The sequence below is a fragment of the Anaerolineae bacterium genome, assembly GCA_016931895.1.
GTDB lineage: Bacteria > Chloroflexota > Anaerolineae > 4572-78 > J111 > JAFGNV01.
This window is the reverse complement of the sequence record JAFGDY010000320.1, coordinates 1-18,156: the sequence shown is the minus strand read 5'-3', so window position 1 is coordinate 18,156 and position 18,156 is coordinate 1. Positions and strand designations below refer to the sequence as shown.

Here is an 18,156-nt window from a genome sequence, read left to right as displayed (position 1 = left end):
TGAGGAATGAAGGATGAGGAATGAAGGATGAGGAATGAAGGATGAGGAATGAAGGATGAGGAATGAAGGATGAGGAATGAAGGATGAATCTCTTTGGTTATTAAGGTGCTTTTATGACAAAATAAAGTCGGGTTTTGTTGACTTAACCCGACCTACGGACTTCAATTTGGGCCACGCGCGCGCCGTCGCCGTTGTAGATGTATTCGGTTGTAAAAGTGCGGTCGCCAACCCGGGTCAAACGATTGGCGCTGTCGTAAGTGTAATCGAACACTCCGTCGTTGGTCAAGTTGCCGTTCTTCTATTGCTCATCATTGACCACACCAACTTACTTATGCTATACTGCCAGGAGGAAAATTACCCTGATTAAACAGATGAGTATTTTTCAGCCAGCCTCCAGCTCAAATCCAGAAGTCATTCTGGAAATGCAAAATATCTCCAAATTTTTTACCGGCGTTAACGCCTTACGCAACGTGGATTTTAACGTTTACCGGGGCGAAGTGCACGTGGTGTTGGGTGAAAATGGGGCCGGCAAATCCACCTTGATGAAGATCCTGGCCGGCGTTTATCCTGGTGATACCGGCCAGATGAAATGGCGCGGCCGGCCCGTGCAATTCAAAACGCCGCGCGAGGCGCAGCAGGCCGGGATTAACATTATCTACCAAGAATCCAGCCTCATCTCTCACCTTTCGGTGGCGGAGAACGTGTTTTTGGGCCATGAACCGGCCCGGTTACCCGGCTTGCCCTTTATTGATTGGGGCCAGATTTATCGGCAAACCCAACAGCTACTGGAACAATTGGATTTGCACCTTGACCCCCATACGCCGGTGGCGCGTTTGGGCGTGGCCGAACAGCGGATGGTTGAAGTGGCCAAAGCCTTGCGCCAGTCGGCAGACCTGATTATTATGGATGAACCAACGGCCAGCCTCTCTCACCCGGAGGTCGAAACTCTATTTCGGGTCATTCGCACCTTGACCACGCAGGGGGTAGCTATTGTTTACATCAGCCACCGTTTGGAAGAGACTATGAAAATAGGCCATCGCGCCACCATCCTGCGCGACGGGCAAAAAGTGGCCACCGTTTCCCTGGCCAACACTCCCCCCGGCAAACTGCTCCGCCTGATTGTGGGCCGAAACCTGGACGACAAATTTCCGCAACGCCGCCGTTCACCCGGCCCTGAAATTCTCCGGGTTAAAGGGCTAACCCGTTACGGGGTGCTGGACGACATCTCGTTTAACCTGCGCGCCGGTGAAATTGTGGGCCTTACCGGCCTGATGGGTTCCGGCCGCACGGCCCTGGTGCGGGCCATTTTTGGCCTGGACCCCTTTGACGAAGGCACAATTTATATTGACGGCCAGCCCACGGTCATCGGCTCTCCCCAGGAAGCCATTAACCTGGGGATTGGCCTGCTTACCGAAAATCGAGAGGAACAGGGTTTGATTTTAGAAATGAATACGGCCGACAACATTACCCTGGCTGCCCTGGAACGCGATTGGCCCGGCCCGTTTCTGGACCATGCCGCAGAACAAAACCTGGCCGAATATTACATTGACCGGCTTAATATTAAGCCGCCCAGCCCCCAGCACCTCACCCGTTTTCTGTCCAGCGGTATGCAGCAAAAGGTCATTCTCTCCCGCTGGCTGGCTACCAAATCGCGGGTGTTGATTTTTGACCACCCCACCCGCGGCGTTGACGTGGGCAGCAAGGTGGAATTTTATCGTTTTATGGCTGACTTGGCCGAACAGGGTGTCTCTATGCTGATGGTCAGTTCAGAGTTGCCGGAAATCTTGGGTATGTGCGACCGGATTCTGGTATTGCACCAGGGAACATTGGTGGCTTCCCTCCGCCAAAACGAGGCTACTGCCGAAGCCATCATGGCTTATGCCACAGGAGGACTGCCCAAATGAACAAGCCTGGACTGAGGTTGATGCCTCACCGTCAAATCCCCTGGCCGGCCATCGCCGAAAAATTAAGCCGGGGTTATGACCAACTGGGGTTGCTCTTTGGCCTCATCCTGCTGTTGTTTATTCTTTCATTGTTATCCCCCCATTTCCGGCAACTCAACAACTTTATGCTTATTTTGCAGGAAGCTTCGTTTGTGGGCATTGTGGCCGCCGGGCAAACCCTGGTTATTTTAACCGGGGGGATTGACCTATCGGTAGGCTCTATTGTGGCCCTGACCGGCATTGTGGCCGCTCTGTTGATGACAGGAGCGGGCCCAGTGCCTGCCCTGCCTCCCTATCTGGCTATCGCTTTTGCCCTGGGCGTGGGGGCCTTGATTGGCCTGGGGCATGGCTGGCTGATAGCCAAACGAAATATGCCTCCCTTTATTGTGACTCTGGTGAGCCTGGGTATCTTGCGGGGCATAGCCTTGGTCATTACCGAGGGCCGGACCATCCATTCCCTGCCCGACGAATTCAAGTGGCTGTCCGACGCATCCATAGGCGGCATCCCCATGCCCGGCCTGATTATGTTGGCCACCTTTTTGATTTTGGGGTATGTTCTGCGCAATACCAAAATGGGTCGTTATACCTATGCCATTGGCGGCAACGAAACCTCGGCCCGGCTGTCGGGGGTGCCGGTAGACCGCTACAAAATTTACACTTACATGCTCAGCGGCTTCTTATCGGCCCTGGTGGGGATCATCCTGATTGCTCGCCTGGATGGAGCGGTTTACACGCACGGCGAAGAGTATGGCCTTAACTCTGCGGCCGCAGTGATCATTGGCGGCACAAGTTTGAGCGGCGGCATCGGCGGGGTTTGGGGCAGTTTGATAGGTGTCCTGATTATGGCCGTGGTGCAAAACGGCCTGGTGATGCTCAATATTGCTTACCAGTGGCACGGCATTGTGATTGGCCTGATTATTCTGCTGGCCGTTTTTTTTGATATGGAACGTCGCCAGGCCCGCCAGTCAATGTCTAAAGTTCGCACGGCCGGCCAAACCATTGCCGAGAGCACTTATTTGGAGGGCATGGTCACGCAGATCATACAATTGATTGAGAGCCGTTTTGGTTCCCCCTACGTGCGGATCTGTTTGATTGACCCCAAAATAGATGAATTGGTGGAATGTCGGGCCGATGGCCAGGCGGTTGTTCAAACCAAAAGTATTGCCCACCGGGTAAAAACAATGAGGCGGCCGGTGATAGTGGATGATCTCTCTCACCGCGACGGGCGTGAGATCGTTCCGCTGGAGGTTCATGTTCAATCGGCGGTGGCTATTCCGCTCATTTCTAATGAACAGATGATCGGCGTGCTTGAAGTGCAAAGTTTGGTGGCCCATGCTTTTGGCCCTGAAGCAGTTAAACGATTGCTTGAATTGACCCAGGAAATCATCGCCCCCCTCAGAGATGCCTGGCTGCTGGAATGTGGCTGGCTGGCGGAGCAAACCCGCAATGTTTTGCGCCATCTGTGGGACGACGTTTACCTGGGCCGCAGCCCGTTGGCCGAGTGGGCCTTTCCCGGCCTTGATCTGGCTCCCGAAGGCGGCCCGGCGGCCCGGGGGGGGCGTTTACGCCAATTACTGTTAGAAACTACCGACAAGCTCAATCCCGCCCAGAATCCCGGCGGGCCTCGCCCAACCAACCGCCGTTACGACACCTTACGCCTCACCTATCTGGAAGACCTGACCGTAGACGAAGCGATTAAAGAACTTACCGTTAGCCGCCGCCAATATTTTTATGATTTAAAAGATGCCATCAACGCCCTGGCCCATCTGCTGGTGCGGACCCATCAAATCCGGTAATAACTCCTTTTTGCACTTCCCTTGCACCCTTTTGCATCCCTCCTGCATCCTTTCTGCGCTAACATTGCGTTCCAATTCTCGACAATACTTCCTATAATTGATAAAATGGCTATTAAAACCTCATCATAAAAAATAAGCGTCCGTCGCTAATTCTTCACTATAATAAAGCTTAACTTCAGGATGTCTCGGAAAGTGGGTGCGTCCCAAAATTTTGGCAGTAGGGACAGGACATTGTCCTATCCCTACCCTAATGGCCTAAAAATTGGGACAGACTCCGGAAAGTATTGATCCTTGTGTCCAAACAGGTACTGTGTTATACTTTTCATCTGGTTTTATCGGGTTGTCCCGGTAAGTACTTGTCCCCAACCTGTTTACGCTTCCGCAATACGCCATACCCCCTCCAAAACGTACCTTGTATGGTCTATCCGGTTCCATCCAAAAGTGGTTGTTGACTTTCCGAGAAATCTCCATCAAGAAAGGAGGTGCATTCAGAAAAGTCATCTTAGCCAAAAATATGCCTAACCCCAAAACACAGGTAAAGGAGGTTTATTGCCCAGAAAAAATAGTCAAACGAGTTTAAAGGTAAACCCAATCATTAAATGTTGAGCATCTAATTATCTATCACAAAGAGGAGATTGACAACGATGTATCACAAAACAAAACACATGCTTATTTTTGTTACCCTTTTAGCCATCTTGGGTTTGCTCTTGGCGGCCTGCGCCGGCGAACCGCAGGTGGTCGAAAAAGTGGTTACCAAAGAGGTAGAAAAGCAGGTCGAGGTCGAGAAGGTGGTAACCGTTGAGGTTGAGAAGGAAGTAGTCAAGGAAGTGGAAAAGGAAGTGGTTGTCACCGCCACCCCGGAACCCCAGGCCAAACAACTGGAAATCTTCCACTGGTGGACCGCTCCCGGCGAGCGCGAAGCAGCCGATGCCATGTTCGCGGCGCTCAAAGACAAATATCCCGATATTGAGGTTGTGGAGAACCCGGTACCGGGCGGCGGCGGCACCGAACACCGTATCGTCCTCAAAGCCCGCATCACGGCCGGTATTCCGCCCGACACGTTCCAGACCCTGGGCGGCGCCGAGTTGAAGGACTATGTTGACAGCAATGTCCTGGAGCCTCTGGATGATTTTTATGCGGAAATGGATTACGCTGCCAAAATTCCCAAGCCCCTGCTCAACGCTGTGTCCATCAATGGGCATCCCTACTCGGTTCCGTTGAACATGCACCTGGAAAACATCCTGTACTACAATCAAAAGTTGTTCGACGAACTGGGCCTCTCTGCGCCTGCCGGCTATGATGACTTAATGGCCGCTTGTGAGGCTATCCAAGAGGCTCAGCCCGACATGGCCTGCCTGGCCGTCGGCTCAAAGGACAATTGGTCCGATGTTTTTGTGCTCGACACCATTATGATGGAGTTGGGCGGCCCTGAGTATTATGTCCAATTTTTCAAGGGCGAAGTAGACGTTGCTAACGACCCCATCTTCAAAGAATCGCTGGAGAAATTTGCCGCGCTACAGCCCTACATCAACGCAGATCACTCCAGCCTGACCTGGGACCAGGCCGTTTCCGCGGTTGGCTCCGAACAAGCGGCCATGACCATCATGGGTACCTGGGCCATCGGCGCCTTTATCAAAGGCTCAGGCTGGGAACCGGGTGTTGATTTTGGCGCAGTGAACTACCCCACCGTACCGGACCGCATCTTGCTCTTCCACCCCGATACCTACGGCTGCACCGTTGGCGCGCCCAATATGGCCGAGTGTTTGAACTGGCTGGAGGTTGTGGCTTCACCCGAACTGCAGATTCCCACCGATGTTACCCAGGGCGGTATGTTTGCCCGCACCGATATTGATCCGACCGAGTTCCCTGATCCCATCCGCCAGGAGATGCAGGAGTATGTGAGCAACAACCCCGACAAGCTGATCCTTGACCAGCACGGCACCATTCTGCCCAATGCCGCTCAGGTGCAGTACCGGGTCATCATCTCCACCTTCTTCGCTTCAGCGGACCCGGATGTTGACGCGACCATCGCCGAGACAGCCGATATGATGACAGTCTTCAACGTTAAGGAAGGCGCAGCCTGGTATCAATGGCCGTAATGGTTGGCAGAAGTCGGCCACTTGATGAATCGTGCTCTATGCGGTAAAGACGAGCCGAATATAGGATAAATCAGGTAGGGATACATGCCCCGTGTGTGTGTATCCCTACCTAAGTTTAATCAGTCAACGGGTATTCTTCCTGTTTAGGGCTAAGGATTTAGGTTCTGTTGACATTTGCCCAAAAGTGTCATTTCGAGGAGCAAAGCGACGAGGAATCTCCGGTAATATTGATTTCCAATCCGTAGCCTAAATTAACTCAGCAGAGGTGATCAGGGTGATTGCGACCGAGACGCAAAAAACAATAAAATCTCAAAAAATTTGGGCGGCTATTACCGAATTTCTGGTTTTTACCTTGCCGCTGCTGGTTTTCTTATCCATCCTTTATGGAACGTTGTTCTGGAACTTTTACGTTTCTATGGCCGATTGGGTCGGCACGGCCCCCGACTATACTTTTTCTGGGTTGAAGTGGTATCATTACCTGTTCAACCAGGGCCGTTTCTGGGTTGATGTGGGGAATAATCTAAAATGGTTGATTCTGGGGGTGATCCCTACCTCAATCGTGGCCATTTTTCTGGCTTATCTCCTGGAGTTGGCGCCCTTTCGAGGGGTTGAGGCGTATGTCCGTACCCTCATTCTCTATCCGGTGGCCATGTCCTTTGTTGTAACCGGAACAATCTGGTCGTGGATGTACCAGCCGGAGAAGGGGGTGTTCAATACCTTGCTGGGCTCCGTGGGTATTCAATCTCCGTTTACGTATACCAACAACCCAAGCACGGCCACTTATTGGTTGATTCTTATTTTTGTTTGGCAGTATCTTGGTTTTTCCGTTATTATTGTTCAATCCTCTTTGCGCACCTCTGAACTACAAGAGATGGTCGAGGCGGCCACGGTGGATGGCGCTTCAAAACTGAGAACCCTGTTTGCGGTGATTATTCCCAATATTCGCGCCGGCATCCTGGTGTTGGTATCGCTGTTACTGATTTCCACCTTGAAAGTGTTTGACATTGTTTGGATCGTCACCAGAACCGGCCCGGGTATTGCCACCGACGTGCTGGCGACGAACATGATCGTTACTGCTTACGATCAGCGCCTGGCCTCGGCCGGCGCGGCGATTGGCGTGATCATCTTTCTCCTGGCGTTCATCATCGTCGTCCCGTATACTATCTATGCCTTCAGGAAGTGGTTCGAATGAAAAGTAAAAGCACAACCCTCAAAATCATTGTCTTTATAGTTCTGGTGATGTTGACCTGCGCCTATATTTTGCCGATCTACGTGATGATTAATAATTCCCTAAAGACGCTGCCCGAAATCACTCAGCGAACGTACCTGGCCTTCCCCGCCTTGCCTCAAATTCAAAATTACACCGATGCGTTGTTTGGCAGCCGGAATTTCTTGATTCCGATGTTGCGCCCCATCATCAACTCGACGATCATTACAGTAGCCGTTACGGCGCTTGCTGCGTTCTTTGGCAGCTTGGGAGGATACTATTTGAGCCGGGCCAAATCTACCTTTACCCGGGTAATCTTTATCCTGGTTGGCATTGCCCTTTATTTGCCGTACCAGGCGGTCATTATCCCTCTAACCACCATCACCGCAAAGTTCGGGCTAATTAATTCGCACCTTGGTTTAATCCTCTGTTATTTAATTATCAACCTGCCTCTGGCTTCGGTTTTGATGGGCACCTTCTTCCTGGGTATTCCCAGGGAACTAGAAGAGGCTGCGGAGGTAGACGGCGCTTCCAGGGTTCAAACCTTCTTTTTAATCGTTTCCCCCATCTCGTTGCCGGCTTATGCCTCGGTGTCCATCATCATCTTTACTCAGGTCTGGAACGAATTCTTCATTGCCCTGACCCTGGTTACCCCGAAAACGCAAACCGTGCAAGTGGCTATGGCCATGACCCAAGGGAGTACTATCTCACCTTACAATCTACAAATGGCGGCTTCACTGTTGACTGTTTCGGTGCCGCTGGTGTTCTTTCTGCTGTTGGGGCGGTACTTCATCCGAGGCCTCCTGGCCGGCGCATTGAAAGGGTGAGATGATGTAGGTGAATAACCTACTTTGATACCCGGTTTCAACAAGGATCCCCCCATGTCAAACCCAATCCCCCTTGTCAAAATGTGTAACATCCACAAAAAGTTTGGCGCGGTGCAAGCATTACGGGGTGTTGATCTAACTCTGTATAAGAACGAAGTGTTGGGCCTGGTGGGCGATAATGCCGCCGGTAAATCTACCCTGATGAAAATTTTAACCGGAGCATACGCTCCAGATCAGGGAGAGATTTTTGTTGACGGCCAGGCGGTGCGTTTTTGGGGGCCTGAGGAATCACGCCGGCTGGGCATTGAGATGGTGTACCAGGATTTTGCCCTGGCCAACAATCTTGACATCTCCAGTAACATTTTTTTAGGTCGGGAGGAGGTGCTGTTCAAGGTAGGCCCCCTGAAAATTATGAACAAACCCCTGATGGAAAGCAGAGCCAAAAGGCTGATGCAGCGGCTCAAAATTGATATTGCTTCGGTCCGGGCCAGGGTGGAAAATCTATCCGGGGGCCAGCGCCAGGCCGTGGCCATTGGCCGGGCCACTGCCTTTAATGCCCAAATTATCATCATGGACGAGCCAACCGCTGCCATGAGTATTGCGGCCATTGAGGAGGTGATGGCCTTGATCAAACAACTCAAGGCCCAGGGCGCATCCATTATCATTATCAGCCATCGCCTGGAAGATATTTACCAGGTGGCCGACCGGGTGATTGCGTTGCGGCACGGCTATAAAGTGGCCGACATGCCCATCAACCACCACACCGTTCACCACTTCCGCGATGAGATGGTGGCCTATATCACCGGCGCGCGCAATGATTTTGCCGGGAGTGTCCCTGGATGATAGAGCATAAAATCAGCGCCGGCGGCAAACAAACCGGAGCCAACTTTTGGAGGCACTATCTCCTCAAAGACTTGCTTGACAAGTTTGGGCCAATCCTGATCCTGCTTTTGATGCTCATCACCCTCTCCACATTTAACCCCTTTTTTGGCCAATTCAATAATTTTATGCTGATTACCCTTGAGGCGGCTACCATTGGCATTGTGGCCGCCGGTCAAACCCTGGTGATTCTGAGCGGCGGCATAGACCTGTCGGTGGGGTCATTGGTGGGCCTGACCGGCGTTATTGCCGCCGGGATGATGAAATGGGGCGTGGGGCCTATTCCCCCGCTGAATTCGTACCTGGCCTTATTGATGGGCTTGCTGATGGGCACGCTCGCCGGTTTATTGAACGGCCTTCTGATTACCAGATTCAAAATATCGCCCTTTATCATCACCCTGGCCACCTTAAGCGCCTTCAAAGGGTTGGCCCTGGTTTACAGTAATGCCTCGCCCATCCATCTTTTGCCCGACAATTTTAAATGGCTTTCTGACGCCCATCTCTGGCGTATTCCCATGCCGGCCGTGCTGATGGTGGTGGTTTATTTTTTTTGCTGGTGTTTTTTGAGTTATACCACCCTGGGCCGGCATAGTTATGCCATTGGCGGCAACGAGTTGACGGCCAGGTTAACCGGGGTAGATGTAAATAAGTGCAAGCTCTATATTTATGGCATCTCCGGCTTTCTCAGCGCCCTGGCCGGGGTGATCCTCATTTCCCGGCTTGACGGCGGCATTTACACCAACGGCGAAGGCTATGAGTTGCACGCCATTGCGGCCGTAGTGATTGGCGGGGCCAGTTTAATGGGCGGGCACGGCGGTATTTGGGGCACCCTGGTGGGCGTGCTCATCATTACCACCATTAATAATGCCCTGGTGATGTACAGCGTTCCGGCTGAATGGAAAAGCGTGATGATTGGCACCATCATTATCCTGGCCGTGCTCATTGATGTGCTGCGCAAACAATCGCGCCAGGCCTGATTGCGGCGTGGCCGGGCCGGGAGTATTTTAAAGAGGAGAGAAGATTGTGCCATGATGGGTCAAAAAGTTTTATTGGTGGTGTTCCTGCTAACGCTTGTTGCGGCCCAATGCCAGCCCGATACCTCCCCTTCGATGGCCAAGGCGGAAGCCGCCGCCAAGAATATTCGCGTGGCGGTGGTGCCGCCGGGTTTTACCAGCCCGTTTCACGTAGCCATTAAAAGCGGGGCGGTGGAAGCGGCTGAAACACTAGGGTGGACGGTTGACGTGGTGGCCGCTGAGCGAGAAGGCGATTTTGCCGGTCAGGTAACCGTGGTTGAGCAAGAAATCCAAAAAGGAGTTTCGGCCATTGCGGTTAACCCCATTGACGCCAAAGCCATTGTTACGGCCGTCAGAAAAGCCAACCAGGCCAATATCCCTGTGTTTATGCAAAACCTCATCACGCCGGTGGATGAAGGCACAGTGATTGAGTACATTGGTTACGATCAGTGGAGTGGGGCGGCCAAACTGGCTCGCTATACCTGCGTTTTGCTCGACGGGCAGGGCGAGGTGTTCATCCTTACCGGCATCCCCGGCTTTCACGCCAATCGCCGGACCCAAGGCTATAAGTGGGGGCTTGAACAGTGGTGTCCCGGGGTTAAAGTGGTGGGAGAACAAACCGCCGAATGGGAACGCGAGAAAGCCGTTAACGTGGCTACGGCTGCCTTGCAACAAAATCCCGATATTGATGTATTTTATGGCAATTCCGACGAGATGGGCATTGGCGCGTGCCTGGCCGCCCAAAAACTGAACCGGATGGTCAACCAAGATGTTTGGTGTGTCAGCATTGACGGCAATGACGTGACCCTGGATTTGATTGAAAAGGGGCAGACCACGGCCACTTTGGGTGTTTATCCCCGCATGATGGGCCGGATTGTGCTTGAACAGATGGCCAAAGTGCTCAACCACAAGCCGGTGCCTTATATTTTAGAAACGCCTTCCACGGTGGTTGATATTGAGAACGTGGCCGCTTACAAGGCTGGCACTACCTGGATTGAGCCGGTAGAAGGCAAACCAGAGTTTGATAATGGCCTGCCCTCCGGCGAGTTTGCCCAGGATTGAGCGGCAAATGATCGGCTTCCCCAATGTAGTTGTTCAGTTAATGTTTTTGGTAGGAACAGGACATTGTCCTGTCCCTACCGGCTGGAAATCCAAATTCTTTTTCTAACACCTATAGTCAGGCAACCCCGGTCAGGGTCGCCAATTCCTGCTGCGTTTTCTCCGGGTTGGTAAAATGCAGGGCGGCCATCCCAACCCGTTTGGCCCCTTCAACATTTTCCAGAACATCATCCACAAACAGCGCCTCTTCCACCGGCACGCCCGCGCTGGCCGCCGCCAGGCGATAAATTTGGGGATCAGGCTTCATTAGCCCCACCTCAGACGAAATGACCACGCCGTCAAAATGTTCAATAAAGGGGTAAACCGTAGCCCACACCTGGCGGGCATCATCGGCAAAGTTACTGAGAATGCCGGTGCGATACCCGGCCCGGCGCAAACGTTGAATATAATGCACCAGGGGTTCATTCATAGCATCCCCGGCAAAAAAATCATGGCGCATTTGGGCCAGGTCGGCTTCGTTCAGGCCAAAATAATCGCCCAGCCAGCGCCAATGCCGGTCAAACGTTTTTTGCCCCAACTGCGCCTGCCGGCCCGATTCCCCGTTGAAGACAAAACTTTCAAATTGCCAACTATCCATCCCCAACCGGGCCGCCCACTTCTCCCGCCCGGCTCGGCTATGTGTGCGAATAAGCACGCCACCGACGTCAAAAATTGTGGCCTTCAGTTTGCTTCTGGGCGTGGCCATAACTTTTAACTTTCCTGAGAAAGTAACATGTCCGTCAGGGCCAGGATGTGGGCGGGAGAGGTGCCACAACAACCGCCCACCAACTGTGCCCCGGCGGATAAACATTGCGACATACCGGCCGCAAATTCCTGGGGCAGCATGTCAAACACAGTTTGCTCGTCCACTAACTTGGGCTGGCCCGCATTAGGTTGGGCCATAATAGGCAATGAGGTGGCCTGGCGCATCATGGCCACCACTTCGGCCATTTGCACGGGATCAATGCTGCCGCAATTTGCGCCAACGGCGCAGGCGCCGGTTTCGGTCAGAGCTTGGGCACATTCCGCCGCCGAATTGCCCATCATGGTGCGCCCCCCCTTATTTGACGTGACAAAGGCTATTGAGGCGATGACCGGCAGGTCAGCCGCATCCTGGCAAGCCCGCAGCGCAGCCAGGGCCTCGCGCAGGTCAAACATGGTCTCAATGATAAAACCATCAACCCCGCCTTCGGCCAAAATCAGGGCCTGCTCCTTAAAGGTCTCGTAAGCCGCTGTTTCCGCCAGGTTGCCGTAGGGTTCCAGCATTTGGCCCGTTGAGCTAAGATTGCCCAAAACGTACTGGCCCGGCTGCGCGGCGGTTCTGGCCAATTTGGCTCCGGCCAGGTTGACCTCGCGCACGTCTACCTTCAGGTTATGGGTTTCAATGTAAATCCGGTTCATGGTCAGGGTATTGGTGATCAGCAGGTCAATGCCGCAAGCAGCGTACTGTTGGTGTACGGCCAGCACTTCTTGGGGATGGGTCACGCTGTTCTGGCCGCCCATGGCCAAACCGGCTTTGGCCAGTTGGGTGCCCATAGCGCCGTCAAGCAGGATGGGTTTTTTGGATAAAAGAAATTCTGAAAGATTCATTTTGGTGATGTCTCCTGGGTTTCGGCCCGCAGCTTTGGTAATTGGGCCATCACATAGGCCGCCACCAATGTGGCTTCGTGTAGATAACAATCTACAAAATAAGTGGCAAATTCCTCACCCTGGCGCTGTATAGCCAGCCCATCCCTAAAAGCCTGTACCCCGGCCAATTTCCGGTCGAGCCGGATAAAGGTGAAACGGTTGCTGGGGAAAACAAGCCGCTGATTGGTGCAGAAGAGATTGCCTTCATCTTGCCAGGCCATACCCCGGCGGGGAACAAGTTCAACCGGCCGGAACGAACCGCCCTCTGTTAACGGCTGGCCGTGGCCGCGGCGCAGGCCGTTTACCTGAAGCAAACAGGTTTCATTTAACTGCTCAAAAATGATCCGGGCCACCACGGTTCTCACCGGCCGCAACACTGCCAGCGCCCCCGCGGCCAGGGCGGCCAATTGGGAATCGGCGTAAACGTTGCCCAATACCACCTGGAGCGGAGCGGGCCGCAGGGCTACTTTGGCCAGGCTCTGCCGGGCCAGGTGGTAGTCGCCTTGGGCCAATTGTGCCACGCCCAACCGTCCTTTTTTGAACAAACCCAACACCGTGCGTTCATGGAGCGTCAAACCGCACCGCTCGCACCGATAAACCGAAGCCGCCGCATGCCAGGCCACCCTCCCCTGGTTGCATAACGGACATTCCTCATACAAGATTTGTTGCGGCATTGCGTTGTCTCCTACTTCATCAATGATTTCAACGCGGCCAGGAACAGGGTTACGTGCTCTAAGCGAGACGAATAGCCCATCAAGCCAACCCGCCACACTTTCCCGCCAAGTTGGCCCAGGCCACCGGCAATCTCAAGATTGTATTCGGCCAGCAGCCGTTTGCGGATGGTCAAATCGTCCAGCCCTTTTGGCAGGCGGGGGGTGGTCAACGGCGGCAGGCGGTGGGCCAGGGGGACGTGCATACTAAAACCAAGTTCTTCCAGGCCGGCCCACAATAGTTCGGCATGATGGCGATGGCGGGCAAACCGGGTTTCCAGTCCTTCCTCATAGATCAGGCGCAAGGCTTCTCGCAGGGCGTAATTCATGGAGATTGGGGCGGTGTGGTGATAGGTGCGTTCACTGCCCCAATATTTTTCCACCATGGTCAGGTCAAGATACCAGTTGGCTATTTTGCTCTGGCGCTGTTGTAACACCTGGCGGGCGCGTTCGTTGACGGTTAAGGGTGAAATACCCGGCGGGCAACTGAGGCATTTTTGCGCCCCGCTGTAGGCAATATCCACCTGCCACTCGTCAATCTTCACCGTCGCCCCGCCCAACGAGGTGACGCAGTCAATGAGCAACAGCCCCCCAAAACGATGCACCACCTCCGCCATCCCTTCCATGGGCTGCATAGCCCCGGTTGAGGTTTCTCCATGCACCAAGGCCACCAGTTTGGCCGGTTTCTTTTTTAGCTCGGTCTCTATCTCATCCGGCGAAAAAATTGCGCCCCACGGCTTTTCTATTCGGCGCACGGCAGCCCCATAACGCCCGGTCATGTCGCACAGCCGCTCCCCAAAATAGCCGTTCACGCCAATGAGAATCTCATCCCCCGGTTCAATGAAGTTGCACAACGCCGCCTCCATGGAGGCGCTGCCCGTGCCGGAGATAGGGATGGTCAATTGGTTTTTGGTTTGAAAAACAAAGCGCAGCAATTCCTGGATTTCGGCCATCAAGTTCAAAAACTGGGGGTCCAGATGCCCCACCAGGGGTTGAGCCATTGCCCGGAGCACGCGGGGATGGACCATGCTGGGGCCGGGGCCCATCAGGATACGTTCGGAAGTGTTCAGATCGCTGTAAGTTGGCATTGGGTTTTCTGCTCCTCAAAATGGGTGTTGCCATTGGTCAGTATCTCTTAAACAGGCGCTTTATTATCACCCGTCCTTCTGCCTCTGTCAAACTGCTGCGTTCACCGTAACCAAAATCACATCCATATCTTCCGCTGCCGGAGGAAAACAAGCAATAAAAAAGCTCCGGCGCATTTCGCAAGCTGGGGCAGTCCCAATTTTGGGACGCACCCCCTAAGCTGGATGACTTGACGTAGTAGGCAATATGTTTTACCATCTGGATAAAGGGAATAAGGAGCGTTTTTGATGAAAAAACTACTTTTTTTGATTTTGGGATTACTTTTGATCGTTGCCCTGGCTCTTTCCGCCTGTGGCGGTCGTGACCGGCCAGAACAGGTAACATTTCAAGAACAAGGAGACCCGGCCAAAGGCAAAGAGTTGTTTACGGCCGCTTGTACGGCTTGCCACGGGCCCCAGGGAAAAGGCGTGCCGGGCCTGGGCAAAGATATGACCCAAAGCCAATTTATTGCCGGTAAAACGGACAAGGAACTGGTTGAGTTCATTAAAAAAGGCCGTGAGGCCGATGATCCCCTTAATGAAACCGGCGTGCTCATGCCGCCCAGGGGCGGCAACCCGGCCCTCACCGAGCAAAACCTGTACAGTATTGTGGCTTACATCCGCACGTTGCAAGAATAAAGTTTCATTGACTTGACGCTGCCAGCGCTTGGTCAAGGTCGGCGATGATGTCGTCAAGGTGCTCAATGCCAATGCACAGGCGAATCATATCCGGCGTGACTCCGGCCAGGGCCAACTCTTCAGCCGATAGTTGGCGATGGGTGGTGGAAGCCGGGTGAGCGGCCAGCGACCTGACGTCGCCAATATTGACCAGGCGTTTGAATAATTTGAGCGCATCGTAAAAACGTACCCCCGCCTCAAAACCACCCTTTATCCCAAATGTCAGCAGCGCCGATGGTTTGCCGTTGGTGTATTTTTGGGCTAAGGCGTAATAAGGCGAATCCGGCAGCCCGGCAAAATTCACCCAGGCCACGGCGGGATGTTGGCGGAGATAGTGGGCCACGGCCAGGGCGTTAGCCGTATGCCGCTCCATGCGCAGGGCCAGGGTTTCCAGGCCCTGTAAAATCAAAAATGCATTCAGCGGGCTGATGGCCGACCCGGTGTTGCGCAGGGGAACCGTGCGGGCGCGGGCAATGTAGGCCGCCGCGCCCATTGTTTCGGTGTAAACAACCCCGTGATAAGAGGGTTCGGGGGTATTCAGCATCGGAAAACGTTCGGGGTATTTGTTCCAGGGGAACCGGCCGGAATCAACAATGACCCCTCCCAACGAGTTGCCGTGCCCGCCCATGTACTTGGTGAGGGAATGAACCACAATATCCACGCCGTAGTCAATGGGTTTGATGAGCATGGGGGTGGCCACGGTATTGTCCGCAATCACGGGCACGCCGTGTTTGTGGGCCATGGCGGCAATGGCCTCGATGTCAACAATATTGCCGGCCGGGTTGCCGATGGTTTCGCAATAAACCGCGCTTGTTTTGTCGTCAAGCAGGGCTTCCAGGCTGGCCGGTTTATCGTCTTTGCCCAAACGCACTTCAATACCTTGCCGGGGTAACATGTGGGCAAAGAGGGTGTACGTGCCGCCATACAGCAGGGGAACGGACACAATGTTGTTGCCTTGTTCGGCAATGGTCAGGATAGAATAATTAACCGCCGCGCTGCCCGCGCTGAGAGCCAGGCCCGCGATCCCGCCTTCCAGCGCGGCCACTCGTTTTTCCAAAACGTCGGTGGTGGGGTTCATAAGGCGGGTGTAGATATTGCCCGGCACGGCCAGGTTGAACAGGTCGGCGCCATGCCGGGCGTTATCAAATTCATAGGCTACGGTTTGGTAAATGGGCACGGCCACCGCTTTGGTGGTGGGGTCGGTTTCATAGCCGGCGTGGATAGCCATTGTTTCTGGTTTCATTTTTACTCTCCTTGATTTTATATTTTTGTTCCCTTTTGGGGGAACTCAGCAGCATAGACCAGGTTCAAGCGGAATCATTTATTCAAGCCCAGCGGGTCGTCAGGATCAATGCCCGGCACAAAGGGGACTTTGCGGTCAACGTTGGTCAACTGGTAAACCAGGCCCAACCAATTGTTGAAGATGGCTTTGCCGGTATCGCGCCAGGTATTATCCAGGTGGGGTTCAATTTGTTTTTCCGGGAAGGGGGGGATAGGCGTGCCCTGGCGCAGGCCCGTTTCCACAATTTTTTGGTATTCGTCAACAATCAGGGCCGCCGCTGGTGAAAAATAGTGGTCTGGATGGGGGGGATAATCCTCTCGCTCGCCGTGCAGAAACCGCAATACTTCGCGTTTGTATTCCTTGAGCAGGCTGATGCGATCATATTCGGGATGGCCCTGGAGATAAACAATGCGGAATTGGTCGGCGCTGACGGCCATGTGCACGCCGCCTTCTTCGCTGTAAACCAGGATGGTAAAGCCGGCCGCTTCCAATTGGGCGCGGCTTACGTCGTTATGGCGCGAGTGGGGCACGTCAAAACGGGTATTAATATCGCGCAGTAGGGGGTGATCGGGTTGGGTGATCCGGTGGGTGTAAACTCCCCAGCGTTTTTTGGGCAGGGGGCGCCGTTCAACGCTGTGGAGGGCCTGCACCAGGGCGTGGGTGGCCAGGCAAGAGCACAGCACCGAGGTGACATTTTGGGTGGCCCAATTAATAATTTCTTGCAGCGGTTGCCAAAACGGCTCGTGGTGCAGGGTGGGATTGGCCACGTTGGCCCCGGTAATAATGAGCGCGTCCAGGCCGTCGTGTTGCAGTTGCTCAAAGGGAACATAAAATTGGTCAATGTAGGCCCGGGTTTTGGCGCTGCGGGGCAAGCCGGGGATTGAGAAGGGGTAAACAAAAAATTGGGCAATTTGGTTAGAGCTGCCCACCAGGCGCAAAAACTGCCGTTCGGTAGCCTCTAAAGCGGCGTCGGGCATCATATTCAGAAAGCCGATGTGCAGCTCTCGAATATCCTGGCGCAGGGCGTGGCCCAGGCTGAGGATTTCTTGGCCCCCCTGCTCCAAACGGTCAAAGGTGGGCAAGGGAATATGGGCAACTAACGGCATCGGCGTTTTGATCCTTTTGGCGCTGTTTTTGGAGTGGGGGAATTGTACTGCTATTCGTTGATCGCGCAAAAAGGAATAATGGGTTTCCTTGTGTCCCTTCCCCACTTACTGGGCTATCTTGCGTTGTTGGTAGGCTTCATGCAGCATCCTTGCATCAGCCGCATTCATCGTCAAACCGGCGGTAACTGCTTCCGTGTAAACTGTGGGGCGGTGACGACCTGGGCATAGAGTTCAAACAGCAAATGAGCCATGTCTATTTTGGCAATCAGCGGCCCGGTGTCTGCCACTACGATCATAACTGACTCGCCTGATCGAGCGTTAAGGATTCGTTGAGCCAGGCGGGGTCCACCTTGGGGGTCAGGCCATAGGCATAGGCCAGGGGAATGATTTGGCGCAGCGACACTCCGACTCGTTGGGCGGCATAGGCCAGGGTTCCTTCTCCCTGGCGATACACCTCCGTGGGCTGGTCATTGTTTTGGTAATAATTTCAAGGCTGTTTTAGCATTGATCACCCGAAAGGATAGATTCTCTGAACGTTGTAGGAAATCACGATTTTCTGAAATGAGATATTCGGCCTGAACTTGCTCTGTGGCGGCGGCAATGGTGGCATCTTCTTTGGAAAATCCTCGCTGGATATAGGTCAAAACAAGCGCTTCCGGCGGGGGCGACCAAATAATGCTAATAACCTGAGTTCGGGATAAGGATTGAGTAAAAGTCACTCCTGCATGGTAAAATGGGGCAAAAATGAACCAGATAGACCCCCAG

The 18,156-nt window shown here is 53.7% G+C and carries 18 protein-coding genes; 9 read left to right on the top strand and 9 right to left on the bottom strand.

Annotated features, from left to right (window positions below; all coding sequences use genetic code 11):
• Nucleotides 1–142: 142 nt before the first annotated feature.
• Nucleotides 143–286 carry a hypothetical protein gene (locus JW953_24645; protein MBN1995898.1) on the bottom strand — a complete coding sequence of 48 codons (144 nt, stop codon included), beginning with the start codon at nt 284–286 and terminating at the stop codon, nt 143–145.
• A gap of 85 nt (nt 287–371) precedes the next feature.
• On the opposite strand from JW953_24645, the gene JW953_24640 reads away from it, so the two are divergent.
• From JW953_24640 to JW953_24605, 8 genes are all read left to right on the top strand, one after another.
• Nucleotides 372–1,904, top strand: a complete 1,533-nt coding sequence (locus tag JW953_24640) for a sugar ABC transporter ATP-binding protein (protein ID MBN1995897.1) — start codon at nt 372–374, stop codon at nt 1,902–1,904.
• Nucleotides 1,901–3,739, top strand: coding sequence for a GAF domain-containing protein (locus JW953_24635; GenBank protein MBN1995896.1), 1,839 nt, complete (start codon nt 1,901–1,903; stop codon nt 3,737–3,739). Before JW953_24640 ends, JW953_24635 begins: the two co-directional genes overlap by 4 nt.
• 644 nt (nt 3,740–4,383) lie before the next feature.
• Nucleotides 4,384–5,838: a carbohydrate ABC transporter substrate-binding protein gene (locus JW953_24630; GenBank protein ID MBN1995895.1), complete on the top strand. Its 1,455-nt coding sequence runs from the start codon at nt 4,384–4,386 to the stop codon at nt 5,836–5,838.
• A gap of 274 nt (nt 5,839–6,112) precedes the next feature.
• Nucleotides 6,113–7,030, top strand: coding sequence for a sugar ABC transporter permease (locus tag JW953_24625; protein ID MBN1995894.1), 918 nt, complete (start codon nt 6,113–6,115; stop codon nt 7,028–7,030).
• Complete coding sequence (locus JW953_24620) at nt 7,027–7,872, top strand: carbohydrate ABC transporter permease (protein MBN1995893.1); 846 nt, start codon at nt 7,027–7,029, stop codon at nt 7,870–7,872. The genes JW953_24625 and JW953_24620 overlap by 4 nt, the downstream gene beginning before the upstream one ends.
• A gap of 54 nt (nt 7,873–7,926) precedes the next feature.
• Nucleotides 7,927–8,715 carry a sugar ABC transporter ATP-binding protein gene (locus tag JW953_24615; GenBank protein ID MBN1995892.1) on the top strand — a complete coding sequence of 263 codons (789 nt, stop codon included), beginning with the start codon at nt 7,927–7,929 and terminating at the stop codon, nt 8,713–8,715.
• On the top strand, nt 8,712–9,728 hold the full coding sequence (locus tag JW953_24610; protein ID MBN1995891.1) for an ABC transporter permease: 1,017 nt from the start codon (nt 8,712–8,714) through the stop codon (nt 9,726–9,728). The genes JW953_24615 and JW953_24610 overlap by 4 nt, the downstream gene beginning before the upstream one ends.
• Nucleotides 9,729–9,779: 51 nt before the next feature.
• Nucleotides 9,780–10,826, top strand: coding sequence for a sugar ABC transporter substrate-binding protein (locus JW953_24605; GenBank protein ID MBN1995890.1), 1,047 nt, complete (start codon nt 9,780–9,782; stop codon nt 10,824–10,826).
• 115 nt (nt 10,827–10,941) lie between these two features.
• Here JW953_24605 and JW953_24600 read toward each other — a convergent pair whose 3' ends face one another.
• From JW953_24600 to JW953_24585, 4 genes are read right to left on the bottom strand one after another with little or no spacing between them, the layout of a single operon-like run.
• Entirely contained in the window at nt 10,942–11,568 is a 627-nt protein-coding gene (locus tag JW953_24600; GenBank protein ID MBN1995889.1) for an HAD family phosphatase, read from the bottom strand.
• Nucleotides 11,569–11,573: 5 nt separating this feature from the next.
• Entirely contained in the window at nt 11,574–12,452 is an 879-nt protein-coding gene (locus JW953_24595; protein MBN1995888.1) for a homocysteine S-methyltransferase family protein, read from the bottom strand.
• Entirely contained in the window at nt 12,449–13,165 is a 717-nt protein-coding gene (locus JW953_24590; GenBank protein MBN1995887.1) for a hypothetical protein, read from the bottom strand. Before JW953_24590 ends, JW953_24595 begins: the two co-directional genes overlap by 4 nt.
• A gap of 11 nt (nt 13,166–13,176) precedes the next feature.
• Complete coding sequence (locus tag JW953_24585) at nt 13,177–14,289, bottom strand: alanine--glyoxylate aminotransferase family protein (GenBank protein ID MBN1995886.1); 1,113 nt, start codon at nt 14,287–14,289, stop codon at nt 13,177–13,179.
• A gap of 285 nt (nt 14,290–14,574) precedes the next feature.
• Between JW953_24585 and JW953_24580 the strand changes: the two genes are divergently transcribed.
• Nucleotides 14,575–14,964, top strand: coding sequence for a cytochrome c (locus tag JW953_24580; protein ID MBN1995885.1), 390 nt, complete (start codon nt 14,575–14,577; stop codon nt 14,962–14,964).
• Nucleotides 14,965–14,968: 4 nt separating this feature from the next.
• Here JW953_24580 and JW953_24575 read toward each other — a convergent pair whose 3' ends face one another.
• The 4 genes from JW953_24575 to JW953_24560 form a co-directional block, all read right to left on the bottom strand.
• Nucleotides 14,969–16,246 carry an aminotransferase class V-fold PLP-dependent enzyme gene (locus tag JW953_24575; protein MBN1995884.1) on the bottom strand — a complete coding sequence of 426 codons (1,278 nt, stop codon included), beginning with the start codon at nt 16,244–16,246 and terminating at the stop codon, nt 14,969–14,971.
• 74 nt (nt 16,247–16,320) lie between these two features.
• Nucleotides 16,321–17,391, bottom strand: coding sequence for a homoserine O-succinyltransferase (locus tag JW953_24570; GenBank protein ID MBN1995883.1), 1,071 nt, complete (start codon nt 17,389–17,391; stop codon nt 16,321–16,323).
• A 292-nt stretch (nt 17,392–17,683) separates the two neighbouring features.
• On the bottom strand, nt 17,684–17,845 hold the full coding sequence (locus tag JW953_24565; protein ID MBN1995882.1) for a hypothetical protein: 162 nt from the start codon (nt 17,843–17,845) through the stop codon (nt 17,684–17,686).
• 13 nt (nt 17,846–17,858) lie between these two features.
• Nucleotides 17,859–18,156 (bottom strand): hypothetical protein (locus JW953_24560; protein MBN1995881.1); only part of this gene is annotated, 298 nt, incomplete at its 5' end.